Raw genomic sequence first — 16,121 nt, 5'->3', positions numbered from 1 at the left:
GGTCAATCTTTCCATAGCGGACGAAGCGTCACGTAGTAGTGGTATTCGATTTGCTTGAAGATCAGCCCGCCGCGCGCGGGCACGTTCTGCCTGAAAACAAAGGCCATCGCGCAAACAAGGATGAGCGGGGCAAGTATTGCCACCAAAGGAACGTACCGCAAAACGGGCTCAGAGGCCACTTTGGTCAACACTACAAATGTGAGCGAGACCCATAAGGCCAGCGTAAACCAATCATCACCGTGTGCGTTCCAATCCGCCTGCGCGGGAAAAACAGCAAACGCAAACAGTCCAGTGGAGACAACAGCGATACAGGCAACCAAAGCACGCCGAGCATGGCCGCCGTAGTAGCCATACGTCAAAGCTGTAATCAGCAAGCCAGAACACAGAATGAAGTCGACCCTTGGAACCAACCCGACGACATATGCTAGAAGGATCAGGCCTATTGTTGAAGCTCGATAGGCTTCCGACTTGTCCCACCCGATCCCCAACGCACTGAGCGCGTTTTCGGCCCCACCAGAGCGGATCGAAATAGCCAGTAAAACGAAGGACAACGCAAGCAACCCACCGAAGATGAACAGCGGTACAATTGCAGCCGAGTTGTACCAATCCGACCCGCTTACACCTGCGCGGTTTTCACCCCAAAGGGGGATGTCCGACGTCTTCCAAAGGAAAAAGACGGACACCGTTATCAGAACAATCGACGCCCAAAAATCGCGCGCCCGCATGAGCAGTGTTTCGTCAGGTTTGTCCATTGCCTGCCTCCTGAGGGAAAGGGCGCGATCAAGCGCGCCCTTTCAAAATTGATCGGATTAGGGCTTCTCGATACCCAGCGAGGCCGGATCGACCGTTGCAGCACCAAGATCCTGCAAGGTATAGGCAAACGTAGCTTCGAGGTTCGCAAACAGCTCTTGAGCCTCTTCACCGTGCTGACCACCGACGTCGTAGTTGTTCGCCGCAGCCCATTCGGCGACAGTGTCAGACGCAATAGCCTGCTCGAACGCATCGCCTAAGGCAGCCTTAACGTCATCCCCGGCCGAACTGTGAACCGCAAACCCGATGGCCTGTTTCAGCGGCAAATACTGATCGAGTCCGTCATAGATGCCAAAGGCAGACGGAACTGTTGCCCCTGCGATCTGCGCGTCATCGGGCGTCAACATCGCGAGCGGTTTAAGCTGACCGCCTTCGATCAACGGCGCCTGTTCAGCCAGTGACGTCACAACCAACGCAACTTCACCCGCTATGGCTGCTTCCTGCCCGGGCGCTGAGCCTTTGTATGGAACAAACTTGAATTCTGCACCGGACCCTTTTTCGATGGCCAGAAGGTTCAAGTGGTGGATCGAACCTGCGCCCGAAGCCGCGGCTGGAATAGTGCCCGGAGCAGCTTTCGCGGCGTCGACCAGTTCTTCCAGAGTATTGTAAGGGCTGTCCGCCGGAACCGAGATCAGATCAGGTGATCCGCCAACAATGAATGGATACCAAAAGTCAAATTTCTTATCCCAACCACCCTGCACAGCAGCGGTGACATTCGATTCAGACAGACCAACCAGTGTGTAGCCATCGTCTGGTTGGTTCATGACGTAGACCATACCGTTGGAGCCCGCGACACCACCTGTTTGATTGATCACATTGATCGAGACCGGAAGGTGTTTTTCCATCTCGGCCATGATCATACGGTTGATCGTATCCGTGCCGCCACCGGCCCCCCAGACCACAGCTGTGGTAATGTCACGATAGGGGTAATCCTGCGCAGCAGCTGCGCCTGCAATTCCGGTCGCCATCACAGCTGCGGCCACCAACTGCCCTAGCATTAATTTCATTTCCAAGTCCTCCCAAACAACATCGCGTTTATTATTGCATTTATTTGCGTATACATTAAAGAATGCGTTGTCAACGGACTGTAGTGAAGGCTGCGATCGCGCTATGAATGCGAAACAGGAAGGAAGCGGGGCAAAATGAAAAAGACTTACGATATTGCAGTGTTCCACGGGGACGGGATTGGCCCAGAAATTATGGGCCCCACGCTTGAAATCCTGCGCCAGCTCTCGCTCAGCAATCCCAGCTACGACCTGGCGTTTACAGACGCGCCGGCAGGAGCAGGCCACTACGCCAATACTGGAGAATCGTTTCCGGCCGGATCACTCGAAACTGCCCGCAATGCTGACGCGATTCTGCTGTCTGCAATGGGCTTGCCGGACGTTCGATACCCGGACGGAACTGAGATTTCGCCGCAGATTGATCTTCGAAAGCAACTGGGACTTTTCGCTGGTGTGCGACCTGTAAAGGCAAGCAGCGGACAAATGACCCCATTGGCGCTGCCTCCCGGAAAAGAGATCGACTTTGTGTTGATACGCGAAAGCACTGAAGGGCTGTTCTTCACCCAAGGCGCTGGCGAAGTTTCCGAAGACGAAGCACGAGAAACTCTCCTGATCACGCGTGAGGTGTCCGAAAAACTGTTCCGTTTCGCGTTTGAGCTCGCCCAGAACCGCAAAAGAACCGGGCGCGGCCAGGGGCGAGTTACATGTGTCGACAAGGCCAATGTATTTCGCGCCTTTGCGTTCTTCAGATCAATGTTTGATGCAGAAGCCGCCCAACATCCCGAATTGCGGGCAGACCATGCTTATGTTGATGCCACCGCTCTGTGGATGGTTCAAAAACCTTGGGAATTTGATGTTTTGGTCACCGAGAACATGTTCGGAGACATCCTCTCCGACCTTGGTGCAGGTCTTATGGGGGGTCTTGGACTGGCTCCGTCAGCGGATATCGGGTTGAAACACGCTGTATTCCAACCCTGCCATGGTTCCGCACCGGACATTGCGGGACAGGGAATTGCCAACCCTTTTGCGATGATCCTGTCCGCAGCAATGATGCTGGAATGGTTGGGTTTGACCCATGATCACCCAGGCCTGTCCAACGACGGCCAACGATTGCGTGAAGCCGTGGAAAAGGTGACTGCGAACGCACAGAACCTGACGCGTGACCTAGGTGGCACCGCCGGAACGCAGGATGCAGCCGCATCGGTATTGGAAGCACTACGGGCATGAATACTCGACAAACCATCAGGGTCGCTTGTGTGGGCGCAGGATATTTCAGCAGGTTCCACTACGAAAGCTGGTCCCGAATGCCCGGAGCGGTTCCGATTGCATCCTGCAACCGTGATATCAAAAAGGCGAAAGAAACAGGACTTGCCGCTTACGATGATCTGTCACAAATGCTGGAGGCGGAAAAACCAGATCTCGTGGACATCATCCTTCCACCTGTAGCGCAGGCCGAAGCCATCCGAACGGTACTGAACTCTGGTATCAAGTGGCTGATCTGTCAAAAGCCATTCTGCATGTCTCTGGATGAAGCGGAGAAGATCGTCTCCGAGGCTGAAGCGGTAGGCGCAACTATCGTCGTACATGAGAATTTTCGCTTTCAGCCCTGGTATCGTGCGATCAAGGTGACGATGACCGAGGGTCGAATTGGAACACCTCTACAAGCGACTTTCCGGCTTCGGCCCGGCGACGGACAGGGACCACGAGCCTACCTTGACCGGCAGCCGTATTTTCAGGACATGCCGCGTTTCCTCGTTCATGAAACAGCAGTTCACTGGGTAGACACGTTCCGATTTTTGTTCGGTGCGCCCAGCGCAGTTTATGCGGACTTGCGCCAAGTTAACCCCGTTATCGCGGGCGAGGATGCAGGTTTCATCCTATTTGATCACCCCAACGGCTTGAAAGCCCTGTTCGATGGCAACAGGTGCCTTGACCACAGTGCCGAAAACCTGCGTCAAACCATGGGTGAGGCTCTCATCGAAGGAACCGAAGGATCACTGGTTCTTAACGGTGACGGTTCAGTTGAATTCCGTGCTTTTGGAAAACAGGAGCGACAGCAGATTTTACCTCCGAGCGATCATGATGGGTTTGGAGGAGACTGCGTGCACGCCTTGCAAAGTCACGTCGTTTCAGGCCTTGTAGAGGGCACGCCGCTGGAAAACACGGCTCGAGACTATTTGGACGTGATCCGCATCGAAGAGAACATCTATCTCTCGGCTGTGGAGGGACGAAAGATCAACTTGGAGACGCCGTGAAGGGTCAGGACGCAAAAACTCTTTCCAATACCCAACGCGCTGTTAGGGATTTGCGACAGATGATTCTGTCTGGCGAACTAGCAGCCGGAACTGACCATCTGGAATCGGAACTCGCCGAGACCCTTGGCATGTCCCGCACCCCGATACGGGAAGCTGCGCTGATGTTGGAGAGTAAGGGCTTGCTTGAAATGCGGCCCCGAAAGGGCGTGCGAATACTGCCTGTTTCATCAGATGATATGCGTGAGATTTACGACATACTGACGGAACTCGAGAGTCTCGCAGCACAGCGCGCTGCCGAAGCGGGCTATTCAAAAGATGAACTGGCGGTACTCGCCGGATCAATTGCAAAGATGGACCAAGCCATCGAAGCCGAAGATCTTGAAGCCTGGGCCGAGGCAGACGAGTTGTTTCATCAGGAGCTCGTTCGGTTGGGCGGCAACAAACGAGTCGAAGCGATTGTTGCCATGATGAGCGACCAGGTGCGCCGCGCGCGCGCAACGACATTGTTCATCAGGCCCCTGCCCGTCAAATCCAACGAAGATCACCGGGTTGTTTTTCAAGCGATTAGTGAAGGTCGTCCAAATGCCGCCCGTGAACGTCATCGAGAACACAGGCTGCAAGCACAGGCTATGCTTTGCGGGATACTTGAAAAGCATCGGCTTAACAGCCTCTGATCTTCTCGCATCCGGTCGTTAATCAACTAAGATAGCTGCTTATTTTCGGCACAAAAGGCGCTCCGAATGCCTGTCTAACACGGCAGTCCGCCGTTGAGTCTAGCTGTTCTGATTTACTTTTTTCAGGTCACTCAACCAATCACTGTATCGGTGGGGTTGCAATAGTACGATTTCGCATTACTTTAGTTCGATATCGTACTATTGGGGAGTCAAGATGCCAAACCGAAGACGTTTTCTCAAGATTCTAGGCGGAGGCACGATACTGGTGGCAACGGGCGCGGTTGGGTTCCTCGCTACACGCACGCCGCATGACGCGCTGGCTCCGTGGACGCCAAAACCGTATGACGACCCACGCAAAGCCGCCTTGTCCTACGCAATTCTCGCCCCCAATCCACACAACTTGCAACCTTGGCTGGTCGAGTTGGTTGGGCAAGACACGGTACGTATCCACCGTGATCCTGATCGCGAACTTCCGGAAACCGATCCTTACCACCGCCAGCTCTTTATTGGCCTCGGCGCATTTGTTGAGACACTGGTCCTGGCGGCAGGAGCACAGGGATTTGATACCGAAGTCAAACTACTGCCAGATGGAGATTACGGACCTATCGCAGAAGCAGTGTTTGTTCCCGGCGGAGCACCCGATCCGCTCTCAGATCAAATCCTCAAACGGCATTCCAACAAGGAACCGTACACTGAACAGCGCCTCTCAGCCGACCAAGTGTCTACGCTTGGCAACTATGCAACCTTGATTACCGATGAAGATCTGGTGGCGCGTATTCGAGACCTCACGAAACGCGCTTTCGAAATCGAAATGCGAACACCCCAGACCCTAAAAGAATCCGTCGACCTCATGCGGATCGGGAAAGCAGAGATCAACGCCAACCCGGACGGGATTGAATTGCGCGATCCCATGCTGGAAACGCTGCGACTTACCGGCCTATTGGACAATGAGACCCTTAAGAATGTTGACCACCCAGGCACTCAGTCTCACATGCGAGGCTACTTCGCTATGCTAGACGCGACGCCGCAATACGCAGTCCTCACGACAGCTAAAAATACGCGAAGCGATCAACTCGAAGCCGGACGTCAATTGATGCGTTTCTACCTGAAAACAACTGAAATGGGCTTAGGCGTTCATCCAGTCAGTCAAGCCCTTCAGGAATATCCTGAGATGGCTGATGAATACGCTCTTGCGCATGAGCTTCTTGCGTCACCGGGCCACACGGTGCAAATGTTGCTGCGTTTGGGGTATGGACCCGAGCCAATTGCCACACCCCGCTGGCCTCTGGAGACACGAATTCTGAATGAAGCCTGAAGATGAGACCAACGCAGTCTACCGGTTCTTCACCGAGGTCGGGATCATCAACCAGCTGATCTCGACCAAGCTTGAGGCGTTCTTACCTGGCAGAATGACCGCAACCCAATTTGGCATATTGGGTCACCTGGTCCGGCGCCCCGAGGGGGAAACGCCACTACAGCTATCGAACGCGTTTCAAGTGCCCAAGACGTCGATGACGCACATGCTCGCGAGCCTTGAAAACCATGCCCTGATTACCCTTGAAACCAACCCCAATGACAAGCGTTCGAAAATAGCCCGGTCCACGCCACAAGGCGCGGAGTTTTTGAAAGCTTGTACCGAGCGGATGTCGGAATCCCTGGCTCCAGTTTTGTCCGAACTCGGGTCAGGTCCGTTTCAGAATTCGCTACCGAATCTGACGCTCATACGCGAAGCTTTGGATAGCGAACGGGACTAGGCAAAAACCAGTGTTGGCCAGAATACGAAACCAAATTCTCAGAACATCATGCAGTCTCCGCCCGGGGGAAGCGGCGGTGATCCTTCAGGCAAGGTGGGCGTGTAGTCAAATGTCACAATCTTCGCGCCGCCGTCGAATGCTACAAACAGTTGGTTAGATCCCGGCCTAATGGCGATGCCTTCAGGGTCAGTTCCGAATTCCAAAAGGCTTTGCTGGGCGAGCAATTGGCCATCTGCCGTGAACTCATACAAGCTGTTTGACCCTTCCCAGTCATCAACAATCAACATGTGACCTGTGCGTGGGTCAATGGCGATGCCCTGCGCCTCACTTAAGGGGGGAGAGAGCTTCATGGTATCCAACCTCGCCGTCAAAGCACCCTCTGAAGTGAACCAGGACAACCGTTCGGGGTCATCTTCTACGGTCACGATCTGCCCCTTCGCGTTGATCGCGATCCCCTCGGTGTCTGCGAATCCGCCGTCCAGTTTGAAAGGCGCTCCGAGTGGCTCTCCATCTTTGGTGACACGTTGAAGACTGCCGATACCATCGCCCAGCAACAAGTGATCCCCTTCGATAGCAATTGCTTTGATACGGAAGAGATCGCTGGATATTCGGCGCAATTCATCCCCTTGCAATGTAACGAGAATGGCCTCGGGCCCTTCATTCGCAATCCACAACCCGCAAAACGTCGGATCGTAGTCAAGACTTGCGGGTTGATTGAGCTCATACCGCCCTGTTTCGCGAAGCTGCAGTGCCGTGGCCGGGGTCGACACAGCAAAAATTAATAAGGCAGTGGTCCTCACAAACACTCAGGATGCTCCTAACTGAGTTAGAAAAGTGGGGCGGTGTCGTGACGGGTCAATACAAAGAACGATTGGTCTCCTAACAACAGAGGCCATCACATTGCCTCACCAGAGGAACGGAGAACGCCAAGAATCGGCCCAAGGTCGCGTGAATTTGAAATATCCATCGACACAAACCAAGGCGATGAACTGGTGCAGTTTCTTGCATCGCAGCGGGACAGGAGGTTCCCTACCACGCAGTACTTATAGACGAGTCTGTCGCGTCACCACTCTCGGCATCGAGTGCTGTTTGGCTTTGGTGCTACCAATTGCAGAATTCGATCTGCCTTAACCAAATTCACAGACAATTTGGTGTCGAACCCCGAAACGCTTAAGCTTCGGCGATCAATGTGCCCCAACTGGAAAAGCCACCGTCTGTCTCGCAGATGATCGTCTCCATCCCGGTTACCGCATCGTTCCCGAAATAGCAGTCCGCAAACGCACCAGTGCCAACAAATGATAGAGTCAGGGCAACAAGCCCCAAAGTTGCAATCCTCTTCATGATACTCACTCCTTTAGATGAGCTTCATGTGGGAGTTGTCTTTTGCTGAATGTATTTTGCTTTGATTAAGTTACTTTAATTTAAGACCGTCTGTGGAGTTGTCTCTTCGGAACGCAGCACGCTGCAAATGTTTGCTCAGAAAAGACAGGTTCAGCATCGAAAATGAAGGAACCGCACATCCGCGTCGAGGCATTGGCACAACTCGATCTCAAGCGGTCTCAAGCAGACCTATCTGAATATCACAGCCCTCTCTTTGGAGATCTTCAATAGAAACCAATCTCACTGACATCTACGCGGGCCTCGTGATCGCGCCCGAAGGCTACAACTCCAACTGAGGTAATTTCGTCAGCAACGGGAATAGCGCGCAATATGGCACCAGAAGCCTTGAAACCTGACAAAGGCAAGTGAACTTCGGTCCATTCGTCGGAAGTTGCGAAAGCGGCCTGATAGTATTGCCACGGAAGCACCGTGCCGCGGGTTCTGAGATGAACGAAATATTGCTCACCGTTCCCCCGTACCAATAACCTGACGCCTGATACACCCTCATCTGGTCGATCAGACAACTTGCGCCGGAACTGGATGAAGCCGCCGTTGTTTTCCGTACTGACCGTTCCGGTCAGCCGCGCGAATGCAACATCACCTTCCGAACGAAACTGCACTTGTCCTGAGGAAACACCTCCCATGACGGTGTCGGCAACGTAGTCCCAACGCGTCTCCGGAGACTTGGAAAAGTCTTCAGTCAGTTTTTCATCAGCCTGAGCCATTGTGCATCCAATGATAACAAGACCTGAAACAAGCCCAATGAAGTTGGCAAGCATTTTGTTCCTTCTCAGTTCAGTATCGCAATGGAAAGGTTCAGCGCCATGGCAAATGCGACCCATGCAAAGTACGGCAGGAAGGCCAGCGTAGAAACCCGATCGGAATTCCTGACCTGAACGATGAACATGACGATCACAGCCAACAACGCGACAATGACCACAAAGGCAATCCACGGCCGTTGCAGTATGAAAAAGGCTGGGGACCACAAAAAGTTCAGAACCATCTGCGCCCACCACAGCTTCATGGCGGTCGAGCTTCGGTCTGCTTCGAACTGGCGCCAACCTACCATAGCGATCAAGACATATAGCACTGTCCAAACTGGCCCAAAAATCCAATTTGGTGGATTGAAAGCCGGCTTAGCAAGCTGCGCGTACCATTCGCCGGGTGCGGTCAGTGTCCCGATCAGGATGCCGCCTCCCACCATGAGCGCAAGGAATGCTATGCGGATTAACCAGTTCGACATTTTGGGATAGCTTTCAGCAGTCCTGTGTCGCCACGTTCACAAATGCTTCGGAAGAGAAGGTCGCAGTACTGGTCTCATCCGCATCGGTAAATGACACCGTGGCGCCTTCGATCTCCGACCCCGTTACGGTGATTTCGCGTTGCCCGATAGTATCATCGACATCGATGGTAAAGGCGAGTGTGTCCCCGGCTGCGAGGGAGGCGATCTCAAGTTCAATTGTATCTTGCCCGTCCACGACCCCTGGGATTTGCCGCAGAGCATCCGCACCCTCAACGAATTCGAGAGGTTGGAATACCTCCACGCCAGCACCCTTTTCGGTAACGTCGAAAATCAGACGTCCGGTAGATTGCGACAAGTCAATTTTGAGGGTCGAGGCTTCTACTTCGCAAGCTCCGACATTTGTCAAAACAAAACGGTCCTTGGGTGCGCCTTCTATAAAGCGAATTTGTACACCAGCTTGAAGGGACGTGGCTGCAAATAGTCCAACGGTGGCCGTAAGAATACTCTTCGAGAACATATTTATCTCCTAATTAAACGGTTCTTGATAGATACGCCTCGGCGGGTTTCCTGGATCAGACTTATACCCTTTGACTATCGTGGTTTAGCAGACAGCAGCTTTCGAAGTTTCATGCTCTGCAGTTAGAACGGCGAAGTCAAAACATGCCATTGTCATTCTCGCTGTTTGCTGGAACTTCCTGAAGAACGTCCCAGTGTTCGACAACCTTGCCATCGGCATCCAGGCGAAAAATATCGATCCCTGCATACTCGAGACCATCAGGCCAGATTTGATGGCAATGCAGAACAACGTGATCGTCTTCAGCAAAGGCTCGTTTGATATCCACACGCTTTCCCGGGTATTCGGCGGCCATGCGCTCAAAATAGTCAACAAAGGCTTGCTTGCCGTCGCCAACATGCGGGTTGTGCTGCGTATAGGTTTCTCCAACAAAGGTTGCGATGGCCTCGGTTGGTCGACACGCGTTGAACATCATTTCGTAAAAAGCGATGACGTTTTTCTTGTTTGTTTCGAGGTCCGGCATGCTGATCTCCAAATCGACGTTTGTACCGCCCAAAAATGTTGGTCCGAGTAATTCTTGGAAGCAACCCGGCAAGGATCGCAATCACTAGTCGGTAAGAGGTTACGTGTTTGATTTTGCGTTCCGACTTTTTCGAGGGTTTGTCCCTTACTCGGGTTCTTCAAAGTCTATATGAATATGATTTCCATCAGGATCGGCCACATGGATTTGGACCATTCGGGCGCCTGGGACGTCAGTCTTGCGATACTGGATATGACTCGAGGTCAATTTTTCTTCGAACGCGCTCAACCCCGTGGCTGAGAGTGCAAAATGCTCGAGCTTGAGCTTCACTTCGGAGCCGACACTTGGCGTTCCTTCGTGCCCCACAAGGTGAACCACCGCGTGATCACCCGCATACAACCAAGCTCCGGGGAACGGAAAATCAGGGCGGGCCCCGAGTTTCAAACCCAGGACCTCTTCATACCAAGTAACCATCTCAGGCAACCTTGTGGTCACGATGTTCACATGATCCAGCCGCTCAATTCTCATCTAAAACCCCTCAAGCACGAGCTTCCCTTTAGCCTTGCCGCTTTCAAGGATAGCATGCGCTTTCATTAGGTTTGTAGCATTGATCCTACCAAGTGTATCGGTTGCTGTGGATCTGATCTTTCCATCATCTATCAACCCGGCGACCTGATTCAGGATTTCGCTTTGACGATTCATATCTCCAGTGCCAAACAGCGACCGAGTGTACATGAACTCCCAATGCAATGAGATCGATTTGGATTTGAACGGCGCGATGTCGAAGGCCTCAGGATCATCGATCAACCCAAAGCGACCTTGGGGCGTCATTGCCTCTCCGGCTTGAGAGGCATAAAGCTGAGAATGGTTTGTCGAATAGATGAAATCCACGTTGTCGATAGCGAGAGCCTCGAGTTGTGTGCCAAAAGGTTCCGCGTGGTCGATGACATGGTGTGCGCCAAGCTCTCGAACCCAGTCTTGTGTCTCGGGTCGGGACGCAGTTGCAATAACCGTCAAGTCAGTAAGAGCCCGCGCCAATTGAATGGTGATTGACCCGACACCACCTGCACCACCAATAACCAGCAACGTATTGGTTCCACCGGGCACGGCATCTTGGACTCGCAAGCGGTCGAACAGCATCTCAAAGGCAGTAAGCGTCGTGAGCGGCATCGCCGCAGCCGCTTTCGCCGGTATGGATTTTGGCGCGGCTCCGACAATACGCTCATCCACCAGATGAAACTCGGCATTGGTTCCCGGTCGGTTGATCGCCCCGGCATACCAAACTGTATCGCCCGGACTGAAAGTCTCAACCGCTTCACCAACGGCTTCGACGACGCCTACTGCGTCCCACCCCAGAATATCAGGTGCTGGAACCGCAGGAGCACGTTTTTGCCGAATTTTCGTATCAACCGGGTTCACTGACACGGCCTGCACCTTCACCAACAAGTCATTCCCCTTCGGCGTCGGTTTGTCGGCCTCGAAGTCGATCAAGGCGTCCGCCCGATCAATCGACCCTGTCTCACGGTATCCCACGGCTTTCATAGCGTGCTCCTTTGTCCGGCTCTGTATCAACCGATGATTGTCATCTCATTCAACGTGAATTCTGCAACGGCACCCTCTGTTGCTTCCAAGTAAGCCGCAAGGTGCTGAGCACCCATGTGGGTTTGCCAAAGCTCCCGGCTTTCCCAGTTTTCGTAGAATACGAAATGAGCCGGGTTGTCGTTGTCCTGGTGCAGGTCATAGTTAATGCAACCCTCTTCGGCACGGGTTATGTCGATGAGCTTGATCAGCTCGGCCTTTACGAGGTCAATCTTGTCGGGGTTGGCTTTGATGTTGGCGACGATTGTCAGCTTGGCCATTGAAATAGATCCCTTGTGTTCTTGAGTGATGCGCTAGATTTACGCCGCAGTCCCTTCGGGATAAATAGGGCAAGATCGAACATATAATCCGGAAAATCCGTTTAATGCTTTTAGACAATCTTCGCTTGTTTCTGACCATAGCCGAGAAAGGCAGTCTTGTGGCCGCGGCGCGCGAGACAGGGATGTCGAGCACGACAGTATCCGAGCGCCTCGCGACCCTAGAAGCACACTACGGAGTGGTTTTATTCAACCGAACCACCCGTTCCATCAGCCTGACTGAAGAAGGCCGGTTACTAGCCGACGGTGCAAAAAGTGTACTCAGTGAGGTTGCGGACTTGGACACACTTGTTCGGCATGGTGCAGAAACTCTATCTGGTCCAATTCGCATAAGCGCGCCTATCGATTTGGGACGGAGCTTTGTCTCCGAAGTTATTGCCGAATTCACCGAAGAGAACCCCGCCGTCTCAATCGAACTGTCCCTCTCGGACGGCTATGTCGACCTAGTAGGCCAGGGTTTTGACCTCGCCGTTCGCTTCGGCAACATAACAGACAGCTCGCTCAGATTGCGAAATCTAGGAAGCTACCAACGGTTCGTATGTGCGTCCCCAGGTTACCTAGCCTCATTCGGAACGCCTGAAAAACCAGAAGATCTGTTAATCCACAACTGCTTGGTCATGAGGTTTGGCGACATGATCGACAACGTTTGGGAGTTTGGATCAGGACCAAATGCCCAGCGCGTATCGGTAAAGGGAAATCGAATAGTCAATGATGGTTCACTCATCCGCGATTGGGCGATTGCAGGCCATGGGGTCGTATTAAAGTCGGAGCTGGATGTCGGCGACGATGTTCGATCTGGCAGACTTGTTTCTGTTTTGCGCGACTTCCTGCCACCGCCAAAACCTTTACAAATGATGTTTCCGCCTAGCCGAGCCCAACCACGCCGCATAACGGCGTTGGCCGAGCATTTGCGTCGCAAGTTTGGTGTGAGTTAAGACCGCAGGGGAAGTCACTAATCTGACAGCAGCTGTGTTTGCTCAATGAATTTCAAAGTCGCCTGTGCCAGCTCTGTGCCAGCATCTTCTTGAATGAAATGCCCCGCTTTAGGCACAACGGTATGGTTTTGACCAACTGCCCCAGGGATCGACTTTTGGAACAGTTTGTCTACCCCCGCCATGACCCTGTCATCTTCTCCAAAAATAGTCAGAAACGGGGTGTTTAGGGTCTTGAGGGTTTCCCATGCGGCTCGGTTGGCTTCAGAAGCTGGATTGTCAGGCGAGTCGGGCACCAGCATTGGAAACTCTCGAGCGCCTGCCAGATAGCGCGCGTCCGGGAATGGTGCGTTGTAGGCTGCGACCTCTTCCTTTGAAATCTTGGATGTAGTGCCGCCAAAAACGATACGGCCCGAATTAAATTCCGGCACGGATTGCGAGTATTCCCGCCAAGAAAGAAATGCGTTGCCCAAAGGCACGTCACCGGTGGGTAAGGCCGTGTTCGCAACAACCACACTAGAGAACCGCTCGGGCATACTCGCAACCAGCCGCAAGCCAATGAGTCCGCCCCAGTCTTGGCAAACCAATGTGATGCCCGTCAGGTCAGCTTTCCGCAACCATTCGGTCATCCAGTCCACATGGCGTTGGTAAGTGTAGTCGGATCGCTCAGTGGGCTTGTCCGACCGGCCAAACCCAATCAAATCAGGAGCCAGAACTCGATGGCCCGCATCTTTGAATAACGGAATCATGTGCCGATACAGGAAGCACCAGGTTGGCTCTCCGTGCATCAACAACACTGGCGGTGCCTGCGCCGGTCCCTCGTCCAAATAGTGCAGTCGGAGAAGACCGCCCTCGGTATCATCCACATCAAGATAGTTCGGGCCAAAGTCGAAATCTGGCAATCCGTCAAACTGGTGGTCCGGTGTACGAAGGAACTTCATCGTGAACTCTCCAAAATTGCCGACGGTCTTGGTCCAACAACAGTGATGGATAAAACTAAAACGGTCCAGTTCCAGCGAATACCGACTTCAGGTTTGGTTGAGTTGGACGCATTGCTTCGGTCCCTCGCGGCGGAGGTTCTTTTTTGCAGACGTCTTGAATCTAACGTTCCGACAAAAATTTGGTCTCAAAAACCCTATATTATGAGTTCATCTGTACGGATCGCCGAGAGGCGGCTCAGAAGAAAATCGCAAGTCCAGTCATTGAGACAACCAAGAAAAGCAGAGTCATGATACCGCCCGAGCGAACAAAATCGACCACCCTGTAACCTGCTGGGCCCATGATCAACGCGTTCACCTGGTGTGTTGGGATCAAAAATGAGTTGGACGTTGAAATTGCCACGGTGAGAGCAAATACAGCCGGGTTTCCACCCGCCGATACAGCAATAGAAACTGCTAGCGGCACCAGCAGAACAGTTGCACCCACATTCGACATGACCAACGTGAACGCCGTCGCCAAAACGGCGATTCCTGCTTGCAACGACCAGATCGGCCACCCCTTCAAAAGGGCCAACACATGCGCTGCAATCCAATCCGCAGTGCCGGTGTTCTGAACCGCCTGCCCCAACGGGATCAGTGAAGCGAGTAGAAAAACTGTGCTCCAACTTATCGACTCGTAAGCCTCATCAATCGACAGCACCCGGCTCAAAACCATGCCAACAGCGCCAACTAACAGGCACAACGACAAGCGTAGGTCAGAAAATAGAATTAAGCTCAACGCTATCAGGAAGAAAGCGAGCGCCCATCCGACCTTGTGTGGCCGCAACTCTTCCTGGGGAAAGTCCGAGGTGACAACGACGAAATCCCGGTCTGCCTTCACTCGTGTCAGACGGTCCCACTGCACGTGCACCACACACGTGTCGCCGGCTTGCAAAGGAACTTGCCCGATATGCGTAGCTGAATGATCTTCGGTCTCAACGTGGCTTAGTGTTTCTTCGCCACGCTGAATGGCCAACAAAGACAAACCATGTGTTTGGCGGAGACGTAAATCGATCGGAGTCTGGCCGATCACCGAAGAACCGGGAGGAATAACAACCTCGGCCACCCCCGATTGGGTCGCGGCGAAATCGTCTGCAAAGACATCTAATTGGTGCAGGATCTCCAAGCCGTAAGGCTCAGCAAACTGGTGCTCAACCACCCGACGCAGGCCAAGCACGGCAAGCCGCGCCGGGGCTTCGATCTTGGTATCAGCCATCGGCGCGATGACCTTGTGGCCGCGATAAGATGTGCCCAGAATGTACATGTTATGGGCGACCATCAGATCCGAAAGCGTTTGCCCGATGATGATCGAGCCTTCAGGGACACGTATCTCAAACATATCGGCCCTAAGCCCGTAGGTGTTTTCGACATAGGCCTGCATGGACCGCGCCGAGCTTGCATCTTCTCCACGCTCCCGCTGCGCTGGAAGGACCCAACGACCAAAAAGCACGAAGTAAAGCACCCCTGTCAGCACCAGCATCACACCGATGGGCGTGACTGAAAACAACCCAAATGTCTCCATTTGTTGGTCAGCTGGAAGGGATGAGTTTGCCGAAACAATCAGGTCATTCAACAGGATGAGGGGCGACGACCCGACCAATGTAATCGTACCACCCAGGATAGCGCAAAAACCCATGGGCATCAGCAACCTACTCATCGGGATTTCCGTACGTGCCGAGATGCGGCTCACAACAGGCAGAAAAAGCGCAGCTGCTCCGACGTTCTGCATGAAGGAGCTTATGACACCAACCGTTGTTGATATGATTGGGATAATCCGAGCCTCTGTCGTGCCACCATTCTTGAGGATCAAGGCCGCAACCTTTGACATAAGTCCAGTCTTATCGAGCCCAGCCCCTATTATCATAACTGCGATGATGGACATCACAGCGTTCGAGGAAAAACCTTCAAAGAGCCTAGAGACATCGGCAAGATTACCTAGCCCTGGCAGATAGCTCAGTGCGCCAAGCAGCACCATTACGAGAATTGCTGCGACATCGATCCGAATAATCTCAGTAACAAAAAGTAAGACCGTGAAAGACAATAGACTCAGTACGGCTATCATTTCGTACGTCAGTGTTGGTAATTCCATATCGTACTCCCAACCTAACGTTACCTGAATAGCAGCAAATGCGAAGGACCAAC

Annotated in this window: 19 protein-coding genes; 6 read left to right on the top strand and 13 right to left on the bottom strand. The window is 53.1% G+C overall.

Annotated features, from left to right (window positions below; genetic code table 11):
• Positions 1-2: 2 nt before the first annotated feature.
• Positions 3-752, bottom strand: a complete 750-nt coding sequence (locus ACR0KL_RS14535) for a hypothetical protein (RefSeq protein ID WP_170679066.1) — start codon at positions 750-752, stop codon at positions 3-5.
• A 57-nt stretch (positions 753-809) separates the two neighbouring features.
• Positions 810-1,817: a tripartite tricarboxylate transporter substrate binding protein gene (locus tag ACR0KL_RS14530; RefSeq protein ID WP_170679068.1), complete on the bottom strand. Its 1,008-nt coding sequence runs from the start codon at positions 1,815-1,817 to the stop codon at positions 810-812.
• A 135-nt stretch (positions 1,818-1,952) separates the two neighbouring features.
• On the opposite strand from ACR0KL_RS14530, the gene ACR0KL_RS14525 reads away from it, so the two are divergent.
• The 5 genes from ACR0KL_RS14525 to ACR0KL_RS14505 all read left to right on the top strand — a co-directional run bounded on the left by ACR0KL_RS14525 (position 1,953) and on the right by ACR0KL_RS14505 (position 6,497).
• Complete coding sequence (locus ACR0KL_RS14525) at positions 1,953-3,041, top strand: isocitrate/isopropylmalate family dehydrogenase (protein ID WP_170679070.1); 1,089 nt, start codon at positions 1,953-1,955, stop codon at positions 3,039-3,041.
• The gene (locus ACR0KL_RS14520; protein WP_170679072.1) at positions 3,038-4,069 is read left to right on the top strand and encodes a Gfo/Idh/MocA family protein; all 1,032 of its coding nucleotides are present in this window, start codon (positions 3,038-3,040) and stop codon (positions 4,067-4,069) included. The genes ACR0KL_RS14525 and ACR0KL_RS14520 overlap by 4 nt, the downstream gene beginning before the upstream one ends.
• A complete protein-coding gene (locus ACR0KL_RS14515) occupies positions 4,066-4,743 on the top strand; it encodes a GntR family transcriptional regulator (RefSeq protein ID WP_480555008.1) in 678 nt (225 codons plus the stop codon). Before ACR0KL_RS14520 ends, ACR0KL_RS14515 begins: the two co-directional genes overlap by 4 nt.
• 364 nt (positions 4,744-5,107) lie before the next feature.
• Positions 5,108-6,058 (top strand): Acg family FMN-binding oxidoreductase, encoded by a 951-nt coding sequence (locus ACR0KL_RS14510; RefSeq protein WP_480555006.1) that lies wholly within the window; start codon positions 5,108-5,110, stop codon positions 6,056-6,058.
• Complete coding sequence (locus ACR0KL_RS14505) at positions 6,048-6,497, top strand: MarR family transcriptional regulator (protein WP_170679076.1); 450 nt, start codon at positions 6,048-6,050, stop codon at positions 6,495-6,497. The genes ACR0KL_RS14510 and ACR0KL_RS14505 overlap by 11 nt, the downstream gene beginning before the upstream one ends.
• A gap of 38 nt (positions 6,498-6,535) precedes the next feature.
• Here ACR0KL_RS14505 and ACR0KL_RS14500 read toward each other — a convergent pair whose 3' ends face one another.
• The 9 genes from ACR0KL_RS14500 to ACR0KL_RS14460 all read right to left on the bottom strand — a co-directional run bounded on the left by ACR0KL_RS14500 (position 6,536) and on the right by ACR0KL_RS14460 (position 12,013).
• Positions 6,536-7,303: a hypothetical protein gene (locus tag ACR0KL_RS14500; protein WP_425085430.1), complete on the bottom strand. Its 768-nt coding sequence runs from the start codon at positions 7,301-7,303 to the stop codon at positions 6,536-6,538.
• Between the two features lie 364 nt (positions 7,304-7,667).
• On the bottom strand, positions 7,668-7,838 hold the full coding sequence (locus ACR0KL_RS14495) for a hypothetical protein (RefSeq protein WP_170679078.1): 171 nt from the start codon (positions 7,836-7,838) through the stop codon (positions 7,668-7,670).
• A gap of 263 nt (positions 7,839-8,101) precedes the next feature.
• Positions 8,102-8,656 carry a CIA30 family protein gene (locus ACR0KL_RS14490; RefSeq protein WP_480777186.1) on the bottom strand — a complete coding sequence of 185 codons (555 nt, stop codon included), beginning with the start codon at positions 8,654-8,656 and terminating at the stop codon, positions 8,102-8,104.
• Positions 8,657-8,667: 11 nt separating this feature from the next.
• Positions 8,668-9,120, bottom strand: a complete 453-nt coding sequence (locus tag ACR0KL_RS14485) for a TspO/MBR family protein (protein ID WP_170679080.1) — start codon at positions 9,118-9,120, stop codon at positions 8,668-8,670.
• A gap of 13 nt (positions 9,121-9,133) precedes the next feature.
• Positions 9,134-9,637 (bottom strand): aggregation factor core, encoded by a 504-nt coding sequence (locus tag ACR0KL_RS14480; RefSeq protein WP_170679082.1) that lies wholly within the window; start codon positions 9,635-9,637, stop codon positions 9,134-9,136.
• A 136-nt stretch (positions 9,638-9,773) separates the two neighbouring features.
• Positions 9,774-10,157, bottom strand: a complete 384-nt coding sequence (locus ACR0KL_RS14475) for a nuclear transport factor 2 family protein (protein WP_170679318.1) — start codon at positions 10,155-10,157, stop codon at positions 9,774-9,776.
• 144 nt (positions 10,158-10,301) lie between these two features.
• Positions 10,302-10,682 (bottom strand): VOC family protein, encoded by a 381-nt coding sequence (locus ACR0KL_RS14470; RefSeq protein ID WP_170679084.1) that lies wholly within the window; start codon positions 10,680-10,682, stop codon positions 10,302-10,304.
• A complete protein-coding gene (locus ACR0KL_RS14465; protein ID WP_170679086.1) occupies positions 10,683-11,696 on the bottom strand; it encodes a zinc-binding alcohol dehydrogenase family protein in 1,014 nt (337 codons plus the stop codon). It lies immediately after the preceding gene.
• A gap of 26 nt (positions 11,697-11,722) precedes the next feature.
• Positions 11,723-12,013 carry a putative quinol monooxygenase gene (locus ACR0KL_RS14460; protein WP_170679088.1) on the bottom strand — a complete coding sequence of 97 codons (291 nt, stop codon included), beginning with the start codon at positions 12,011-12,013 and terminating at the stop codon, positions 11,723-11,725.
• 104 nt (positions 12,014-12,117) lie between these two features.
• Between ACR0KL_RS14460 and ACR0KL_RS14455 the strand changes: the two genes are divergently transcribed.
• Positions 12,118-13,005: a LysR family transcriptional regulator gene (locus ACR0KL_RS14455; protein WP_170679090.1), complete on the top strand. Its 888-nt coding sequence runs from the start codon at positions 12,118-12,120 to the stop codon at positions 13,003-13,005.
• 17 nt (positions 13,006-13,022) lie between these two features.
• Here ACR0KL_RS14455 and ACR0KL_RS14450 read toward each other — a convergent pair whose 3' ends face one another.
• Together ACR0KL_RS14450 and ACR0KL_RS14445 are read right to left on the bottom strand one after the other, a co-directional pair.
• Positions 13,023-13,943: a haloalkane dehalogenase gene (locus ACR0KL_RS14450; RefSeq protein WP_170679092.1), complete on the bottom strand. Its 921-nt coding sequence runs from the start codon at positions 13,941-13,943 to the stop codon at positions 13,023-13,025.
• Between the two features lie 235 nt (positions 13,944-14,178).
• The gene (locus ACR0KL_RS14445) at positions 14,179-16,068 is read right to left on the bottom strand and encodes an SLC13 family permease (RefSeq protein WP_170679094.1); all 1,890 of its coding nucleotides are present in this window, start codon (positions 16,066-16,068) and stop codon (positions 14,179-14,181) included.
• Between the last annotated feature and the right edge of the window lie 53 nt (positions 16,069-16,121).

The sequence above is a fragment of the Ruegeria sp. C8 genome (genome assembly GCF_056537565.1).
This window is presented reverse-complemented; position numbering and strand designations above follow the sequence as displayed.

Bases quoted from the DNA above. Each gene is read 5' to 3' on its own strand.
- ACR0KL_RS14535 (WP_170679066.1), bottom strand. From the start codon at position 752: ATGGACAAACCTGACGAAACACTGCTCATGCGGGCGCGCGATTTTTGG.
- ACR0KL_RS14530 (WP_170679068.1), bottom strand. From the start codon at position 1,817: ATGAAATTAATGCTAGGGCAGTTGGTGGCCGCAGCTGTGATGGCGACC.
- ACR0KL_RS14525 (WP_170679070.1), top strand. From the start codon at position 1,953: ATGAAAAAGACTTACGATATTGCAGTGTTCCACGGGGACGGGATTGGC.
- ACR0KL_RS14520 (WP_170679072.1), top strand. From the start codon at position 3,038: ATGAATACTCGACAAACCATCAGGGTCGCTTGTGTGGGCGCAGGATAT.
- ACR0KL_RS14505 (WP_170679076.1), top strand. From the start codon at position 6,048: ATGAAGCCTGAAGATGAGACCAACGCAGTCTACCGGTTCTTCACCGAG.
- ACR0KL_RS14495 (WP_170679078.1), bottom strand. From the start codon at position 7,838: ATGAAGAGGATTGCAACTTTGGGGCTTGTTGCCCTGACTCTATCATTT.
- ACR0KL_RS14490 (WP_480777186.1), bottom strand. From the start codon at position 8,656: ATGCTTGCCAACTTCATTGGGCTTGTTTCAGGTCTTGTTATCATTGGA.
- ACR0KL_RS14485 (WP_170679080.1), bottom strand. From the start codon at position 9,120: ATGTCGAACTGGTTAATCCGCATAGCATTCCTTGCGCTCATGGTGGGA.
- ACR0KL_RS14480 (WP_170679082.1), bottom strand. From the start codon at position 9,637: ATGTTCTCGAAGAGTATTCTTACGGCCACCGTTGGACTATTTGCAGCC.
- ACR0KL_RS14475 (WP_170679318.1), bottom strand. From the start codon at position 10,157: ATGCCGGACCTCGAAACAAACAAGAAAAACGTCATCGCTTTTTACGAA.
- ACR0KL_RS14470 (WP_170679084.1), bottom strand. From the start codon at position 10,682: ATGAGAATTGAGCGGCTGGATCATGTGAACATCGTGACCACAAGGTTG.
- ACR0KL_RS14465 (WP_170679086.1), bottom strand. From the start codon at position 11,696: ATGAAAGCCGTGGGATACCGTGAGACAGGGTCGATTGATCGGGCGGAC.
- ACR0KL_RS14460 (WP_170679088.1), bottom strand. From the start codon at position 12,013: ATGGCCAAGCTGACAATCGTCGCCAACATCAAAGCCAACCCCGACAAG.
- ACR0KL_RS14455 (WP_170679090.1), top strand. From the start codon at position 12,118: ATGCTTTTAGACAATCTTCGCTTGTTTCTGACCATAGCCGAGAAAGGC.
- ACR0KL_RS14450 (WP_170679092.1), bottom strand. From the start codon at position 13,943: ATGAAGTTCCTTCGTACACCGGACCACCAGTTTGACGGATTGCCAGAT.
- ACR0KL_RS14445 (WP_170679094.1), bottom strand. From the start codon at position 16,068: ATGGAATTACCAACACTGACGTACGAAATGATAGCCGTACTGAGTCTA.